The following is a 6,344-nucleotide window of genomic DNA, read 5'->3' on the forward strand; positions in this document are numbered from 1 at the left end:
GAGGGCGGGGTCAGGAGCGACGACGCGCCGCAACGCGCAGCAGGTGGACCACGGGCACCACGAGCAGGGCGAGCGAGAACAGTGCCACCCCCACCAGTGCCACCACAGACGCCGTCTGGGACAACAGCTGGGCATGAATAGCGAGGAACAGTGCGGCCGGTGGCGCGATCGCGGCTGGCCAGGCCAGAGTCCCGATCCACCGGTCGGCGATCGTCCACCGGGGGCCGTTCCAGATCATGATGACGCCGGCGATCCACCCGACCACTGGGATGAGGAATCCCCCGAACAGCAGGATCAGGACCGAGACCACGTCGTAGGTGAGGTCACCGTCGACTCCCCGACGGCGCGGGGTTCCCGACTCCTCGCGAGCGGCATCGGCGATCCGCTCCGGGGTCCCCAGCTCGTCGAGTATCTGCATCACCCCGGCCCGGTCCGGCGCGCCGGCTGTGGCCTCGGCCAGGTGAGCGTGGATGTCGTCGAGCAGCTCGGCTCGGCGGCCCGGCGGGAGGTCGGAGGTCGCCCGATCGAGCCGGTCGCGGTAGTCGTCGAGGATCGCCTCAACACTGCTCATCTCTGTACTCCTTCTCGCGGTCGTGGTTACTGACTCAGTCGTCATCGTCGTGGCCCTTCTGCAGTAGTCGGTCGACCGCGTCCCGAAAGTGCTCCCACTCGTGGCGGAAGACACCGAGAGAACGGCGGCCGTCGTCCGTCAGTCGGTAGTACCGCCGCGGCGGCCCCGACCGGGATTCCCGCCAGGTCGTGGCGACAAGGCCGTCCTCCCGCAATCGGGACAGCAGCGGGTAGATCGTTCCCTGGCTTGCCGCCAGGGCTTCGGAACCCGCGAGGTCCGAGACCAGCTCGACCGCGTACCGCTCCCGCTCGTCGAGTAGTGCGAGAACACAAAACGACACGGTGCCCCGTCGGAGCTCGGACATCGACTTCTTGGCTCGACCAGGTTCCATGTCATACAAAGTACCTGCCGCCGCCGACATCGACAAGGCTCGGCCGACGGACGCCACCCGAGTACTCGCCCGGTGAGGAGCCGAGCTGGCAGACTGGCGCTCGTGTTCGGCGGGCGAGGTGAGAGTGGATCGATCCGATCCGTCTCAGGGGCAACCCCTGGGTGCACATCACAGCGAGACCCTGCGTCTGGTGTCGCGCGGCACGCTCCGCGTGCAGGACGACACCACCAGAACGAGCGTCAGGTCGCCTCGCCCGTCGGCCACCGTCTCGGGGATCGATGACCTCGCCCGTCCTGACCGTGGAGGAGGTCGGTGACGTCGCGGCGTGGTTCTCCCGCACCTACACCGGGTGGACCTGGCCCGAACTCCGGCGAGCACTCGATTCCGTCCTCCCGGAGGCGATCGCACGGGACGCACTCCCCACGCTGCTCGCAGGGTTTCCCGACGAACCCCGCCATCCGGCCGCAGCGCTTCGCCAGGAGTGGTTCGCCGACCCCGGCAACTGGCTACGCACGGCGACTCCACGCCTGCGCCACTACCGGGTCTGGACGCGCGAGAAACGCGACGGGGTCCGCGTGATCGAGGCGCCCAAGCCGCGACTTCGGGAGGCTCAGCGGCGGCTCCTGCGACTGCTGGTGTCGCGAATCCCCGCGCATCCTGCCGCGGCGGGGTTCATCCCCGGGTCCTCGACCAGCGCTTTCGCCCAGCCACACTCCGGGTCCGCGACGGTGCTGCGCGTCGATCTGCGTCATTGCTTCGAGAGCATCACCACCCCGCGCATCGCGGAGGTGTTCCGACGAGCCGGGTACCCACCCACGATCGCCCGGCTGTTGGCACATCTGTGCACCACCGCGACCCCGGCCGATCAGCTCACCGGAGTGCCCGCCGCTCACGCGGCCTACCTGCGCGGACGCCACCTCCCCCAGGGCGCGCCAACGTCTCCACATCTGTCGAACCTGGTGATGCGATGCCTGGACCGGCGCCTGCAGGGTTTCGCCGTTGCCAACGGACTGGCCTACACCCGCTACGGAGACGACATCGCACTCTCCGGTGACGCGATGGATGCAGACCGAACCCTGTGGGTGGTGCTCAAGGTGATCGCTTCGGAGGGGTTCACCGTTCACGCGGGCAAGGTGCGCATCATGCGCCGGCATCAGCGGCAGAGCCTCGCCGGCCTGGTGGTCAACGACCGCCCGCGCGTGAGCCGGGTCGAGTTCGACAACCTACGCGCACTCCTGCACAACGCCCGACAACATGGGGCCTCATCCCAGAATTACTCGGGGCACCCGGACTTCCGCGCCCACGTCTTCGGCCTCATCGCCTGGATCGGAGCGACTGATCCGACCCGCCGAGAACGACTGACACGGATGGCGGACCAGGTCGACTGGACGCGCTGACGAGCGAGAGCCCCGCCCGCCCAGGTGCCGCACCAGTGCGGGGTACGACACCGACGGCACTGCCGCCGCTCACCCCCGCACGTGCTGATTTACTCGGGCGAGCACCGTGGCGAAACCCGCCAGGAACTCCCTGCTGCGTCGCGCGGCCTGCTGTTCCACGAGTTCGTCGGCGAGCACCTTCGGCACGGAGGATGAGTCGACGGCGAGGTACTCGAGCGCCACAGCCGCGGCGACGGCCTGCCCCTCGTAGAAGGCCAGGTCGGGGAGGACCACCTCAAGGGCCCGCGACAACTCTCCGGCACCACGCTCTTCCAACATCGTGGTCACGGACGCCCGATACTGCTCGAAACGGTCCTGCGCCTCGTCGAGGTCCCGTCGCAGTAGCGATGGGTCACACATCGGCGCAAAGGTCGGTGCCGGCAGTACACACGAGCTCGCCGGTCGCGTCGTCAACGAGCATCTCCGAGTTCACAATGCCACTCTAAGCCCCTGTGTGCGTGAGGACGCTGCGAGCGACGATGCTCGGTGGCACCGACTACCCCTCCACCGATCACCTCTCCGATAGCGGAGTAGCAAAGTGCTGCACGTAGAGATGAGCCTCCGGGAGGCCCTGGTACGCCGCCGTCCGCTCGCAGACGCCAACACTGGTGAAATTCGGGTTGACGATGTTCTCCCTGTGACCAGGACTCTCCATCCAGCTGTCGACCGCATCGGGCCCTCCCGGAGTTGAATAGAATAGGTTCTCTGCAGCCGTAGAGTAGTCGACGCCGGCTTCACGGATGAACATGAACGGATCACCACTGCCATCCGGCGCATGGTGTCCCCAGTAGTCCCGCGCGATCATGTCGTCCGCTTTCGCGCAGGCACTGTCTCGGAGTTTCTCGCTGGCGTCCAGTGTCGGAAGTCCGTTCTCGCTCCGCTGTACGTTCGTCCGCTCTTCCACCGGAGACGCCTCTGCCGGGGGCTCCACCTCAGCCCGACTCCACGAGTCACCCGACGGGAGCTCCGGGTCCACCGCGGGGCCCCACTCCGCACAGCCGCTTACTGCCATCGAGGCCACCAGAAGCAGCGACGCGGCGGCGCCCCTCGAGACTGCCCGATTGTTCGTCCTGATCATCCGGTCCGAATGTACCGGCGGTAGCCGATGCACGACGGCCGGGTCTAACGGATCTGCACTCCCACGCCCCAGGTGGTCAGAGGAGCGATCGCAGAGTGAGTGTGGTCAGGGCCAGGAGAACCAGGAGCCAGACCGCGGACCCGGCGAGTTCCCGTCCCGACGCGTCGGGGTCGATCCAGGGCAGGCTTCGTGACCGCCGGAACGCCAGCCCCGCCGCCGCAGCGTAGACCGTCGTGGCGGCGACCCATCCCCAGACGGTCACCGCGGTCACCGGCAGCAGCGCCCGGGCCGCGACCAGGGTGAACACCACTGCCAGTGCGGCGAGGAACAGCCTGCGCCGGTCCCGGCTGCGGGCGATGGCGGTGAGGAGTTCGGCCATCGCGCCGAGGTAGAAGAGGACGACGACGACGAGCACCGCGTTCATCGGCCGCCCCCGGATACATGGTTGAGCTTGCCGTCGTCGAGCTTGTCGTCGTCGCGCTCGTTGGCGTCCTGGCCCGCCCGCAGCAGAAGCTGCTGACCTGCCGGCGCGAGGTCCCGGGTCGTCGCCCCGGAGATGAAGATCGCGGTCCCTCGCGCGCGGTCCAGCCCGACCCAGGTGCTGAACCCGCCGGTCTGTCCGTTGTGCCAGGTGATCTCTCGACCGTCCAGCTCGGTGGTGAGCCACCCGGCGCCGATGCGGTTGTCGTCGTCAAAGTCGGCGACCGGTTGCACCGCCTCCGCGCCGGGCGCAGTGCCCGCCAGGAGAGCGTCGAGCAGTGTCGCCATCGACGCGGCGTCGGCCCGGATGCCACCGGCCGGCGCGTAGCCGGCGTCGTCCCACGCCTGCTGGGCCCGCCCGGAGGACTCACGTCCCTGGACGGCGTTGGGGGCCGCTCCGCCCTGGCCCGGGGCGGGAACGTGGAAGTTCTCCAGGCCCAGGGGCTCCGCCAGCCGGGTCCGGACCAGTTCCGGGTAGTCGTGGCCGCTGACCTCGGCCAGTGCGTGACCCAGGACGGCGAAGCCCAGGTTGGAGTACTCCGGGTCCTTGTCCCCCACGGAGGACGAGCGCACGTCCTCCACCACGTCGGCGGGTGAGTCGCGGTAGGGGTTCCGGGCGAACAGCAGCCAGCGGTAGGAGTCCATCAGCCCCTGCAGCGAGAAGGGCAGCCGGGGCAGTCCCGAACGGTGCCGCGCGAGTTCCTCGACGGTGATGTCGGCGCTCGCGGCGTCTCCCAGGTCAAAGATCTCGCCCAGCGTGGTGTCGGGCGACAGTTCCCCCCGGTCCATGGCGTCGGCGAGCAGCATCCCGGTGATCGGCTTGGTGACCGAGCCGATCTCGACGGTCCCGTCCAGCGGGGCGCCGACGGTGGCGATGCGCGTGCCCTGTGGGGTCACCTCGGCAACGGAGAGCGCGTACACACCGAGGGAGGGGGCCTCCTCCAGCACCGCGGCGGCCAAGCGGGCGTCGCCTTCCGTTCGCGTGTCCCGGTCGATCGATCCGACGCCGGGCCGCAGCAGCGTCGCCAGCACGGCGCCCACCACCCCGAAGGCCACCACCACGATCACCGATCTCCGGCTGAGTGCGATTCTCATCGGTCCACCCCCAGCAGGATCGTCAACAACGGGACGACGCGGGCCGCGGGCACCTCGTAGCGGCCGCTTCCGGCCGCGCGCAGCCACCCGTGGGCGGACAGTTGCCGCAGGTGGTGGTAGATCTGCCCGCTGGTGCCGAACTCCCCGGTCGCCACGAGGTCCTGGACCGTGTCGGCATCGGACAGGATCCGCTGGACGATCCGCAGCCGCACGGGATGGGCCAGCGCGGACAGCGATTCCGCCCGGTCGGCGAAGTCCGAGGCGAACAGTTCATCCGCCTGCTCGGCCATCTGCCACCGGGCTTCATACCCCTTCGGGGTCCGCACGCTTCCGACCATCATCACCGCTCCGGGATCGGACGTGCGGGACCGCAGGCCCTCGAGTGCCCAGAACGTGTCGTCGGCGTGGGCGGTCCGCGCTGGCGCCGCGTCGCCCGCGCTGTGCGCGGGGCGATCACTCGACGCTTCGAGCGCGGCCACGCGGCGCTCCAACGCCTCGATACGGTCGACATCAGCCATACCGCAGAAGTTATAGCTATTACGTACTTCTTGCAATATCGATGTGGCCGCATGGGGGCGGGCCGAGGGCGGCACCTTCTCCCGCAAGGCCGCGATAGCACCCGCGCGTGCGGCTTTCAGGGGTGCAGAGGGCGCGTGGCCAACTCAGCGCGAAGTACTTATGCGGCGCGAATGAACCGAAGGGGACGCGCACCCCAGGGATGGGTGAACAGAGAGAACGCGCAGGGCGAAGAAGACACGCAACCCGTGGCACGGACGGGCAGTGGGGGCGCACTACCCGGGGAGGGTCAGCCGGGCGGGCGGACTGCTGCCCGCTTAGATTCCACGTCGGCCTTCCGGTGCGTCATTCCGAATCGGTTCTACGTTCCGGGAAGTCGGCGATGTCGATTCGCGTCACTATGCCGTCAGCCCCGAGGGTTCGGTCGATCACCTATCGGCGTGGTCGTGCGGCCTGCGGTTCAGACCAAGACCTGGTCGAGCCTGGGTGCCCATCAGCCCATCAACCGGCGCCATTATTTCGATGCACGACGCATCACTCCCCACCCCGCGGTCACGAGCGTGTCTGAGACCGGTCGGCGTCGTCGACGGCGTTTCCGCCGAGCGCGCATATCGGAATTCATCACTCGGCCTTCTGAAGCCCCTCACACCCGCACGGACGGGTTGTGATTGCGCATCACGGCCCAGTACAGCACGCCTCCGATGAGGGCGCCGATCACCCAAGCGAAGCCGGACAGCATGCCAAGGGCGGTCAAGCCCCTTGTAGTGGTGTAACTGG

General features: G+C 68.6%; 8 protein-coding genes. 1 reads left to right on the plus strand and 7 read right to left on the minus strand.

Features of this window, described 5'->3' with window-relative positions; all coding sequences use genetic code 11:
- Positions 1-10: 10 nt before the first annotated feature.
- Positions 11-571 (minus strand): HAAS signaling domain-containing protein, encoded by a 561-nt coding sequence (locus tag CEY15_RS11480; protein ID WP_095718560.1) that lies wholly within the window; start codon positions 569-571, stop codon positions 11-13.
- Positions 572-605: 34 nt separating this feature from the next.
- A complete protein-coding gene (locus CEY15_RS11485) occupies positions 606-962 on the minus strand; it encodes a PadR family transcriptional regulator (RefSeq protein ID WP_095718561.1) in 357 nt (118 codons plus the stop codon).
- Between the two features lie 278 nt (positions 963-1,240).
- Between CEY15_RS11485 and CEY15_RS11490 the strand changes: the two genes are divergently transcribed.
- A complete protein-coding gene (locus CEY15_RS11490) occupies positions 1,241-2,359 on the plus strand; it encodes a reverse transcriptase family protein (protein WP_095718562.1) in 1,119 nt (372 codons plus the stop codon).
- Positions 2,360-2,428: 69 nt separating this feature from the next.
- On the opposite strand, the gene CEY15_RS11495 is transcribed toward CEY15_RS11490, so the two are convergent.
- The 5 genes from CEY15_RS11495 to CEY15_RS11515 form a co-directional block, all read right to left on the minus strand.
- On the minus strand, positions 2,429-2,758 hold the full coding sequence (locus CEY15_RS11495) for a hypothetical protein (RefSeq protein ID WP_095718563.1): 330 nt from the start codon (positions 2,756-2,758) through the stop codon (positions 2,429-2,431).
- Positions 2,759-2,909: 151 nt separating this feature from the next.
- The gene (locus CEY15_RS11500) at positions 2,910-3,476 is read right to left on the minus strand and encodes a CAP domain-containing protein (RefSeq protein WP_095718564.1); all 567 of its coding nucleotides are present in this window, start codon (positions 3,474-3,476) and stop codon (positions 2,910-2,912) included.
- A 76-nt stretch (positions 3,477-3,552) separates the two neighbouring features.
- Positions 3,553-3,900 carry a hypothetical protein gene (locus CEY15_RS11505; protein WP_095718565.1) on the minus strand — a complete coding sequence of 116 codons (348 nt, stop codon included), beginning with the start codon at positions 3,898-3,900 and terminating at the stop codon, positions 3,553-3,555.
- Positions 3,897-5,051, minus strand: a complete 1,155-nt coding sequence (locus tag CEY15_RS11510; protein WP_217987102.1) for a serine hydrolase domain-containing protein — start codon at positions 5,049-5,051, stop codon at positions 3,897-3,899. The genes CEY15_RS11505 and CEY15_RS11510 overlap by 4 nt, the downstream gene beginning before the upstream one ends.
- Positions 5,048-5,569 carry an ArsR/SmtB family transcription factor gene (locus CEY15_RS11515; RefSeq protein WP_095718567.1) on the minus strand — a complete coding sequence of 174 codons (522 nt, stop codon included), beginning with the start codon at positions 5,567-5,569 and terminating at the stop codon, positions 5,048-5,050. The genes CEY15_RS11510 and CEY15_RS11515 overlap by 4 nt, the downstream gene beginning before the upstream one ends.
- Positions 5,570-6,344 lie beyond the last annotated feature (775 nt).

Source organism: Dietzia natronolimnaea, assembly GCF_002289575.1.
In the GTDB taxonomy this organism is placed as follows: Bacteria; Actinomycetota; Actinomycetes; order Mycobacteriales; family Mycobacteriaceae; genus Dietzia; species Dietzia natronolimnaea_A.

Excerpts from the sequence above, each read along its gene's own strand:
- CEY15_RS11480 (WP_095718560.1), bottom strand. The coding sequence starts at position 571 with ATGAGCAGTGTTGAGGCGATCCTCGACGACTACCGCGACCGGCTCGAT.
- CEY15_RS11485 (WP_095718561.1), bottom strand. The coding sequence starts at position 962 with ATGGAACCTGGTCGAGCCAAGAAGTCGATGTCCGAGCTCCGACGGGGC.
- CEY15_RS11490 (WP_095718562.1), top strand. The coding sequence starts at position 1,241 with ATGACCTCGCCCGTCCTGACCGTGGAGGAGGTCGGTGACGTCGCGGCG.
- CEY15_RS11495 (WP_095718563.1), bottom strand. The coding sequence starts at position 2,758 with ATGTGTGACCCATCGCTACTGCGACGGGACCTCGACGAGGCGCAGGAC.
- CEY15_RS11500 (WP_095718564.1), bottom strand. The coding sequence starts at position 3,476 with ATGATCAGGACGAACAATCGGGCAGTCTCGAGGGGCGCCGCCGCGTCG.
- CEY15_RS11505 (WP_095718565.1), bottom strand. The coding sequence starts at position 3,900 with ATGAACGCGGTGCTCGTCGTCGTCGTCCTCTTCTACCTCGGCGCGATG.
- CEY15_RS11510 (WP_217987102.1), bottom strand. The coding sequence starts at position 5,051 with ATGAGAATCGCACTCAGCCGGAGATCGGTGATCGTGGTGGTGGCCTTC.
- CEY15_RS11515 (WP_095718567.1), bottom strand. The coding sequence starts at position 5,569 with ATGGCTGATGTCGACCGTATCGAGGCGTTGGAGCGCCGCGTGGCCGCG.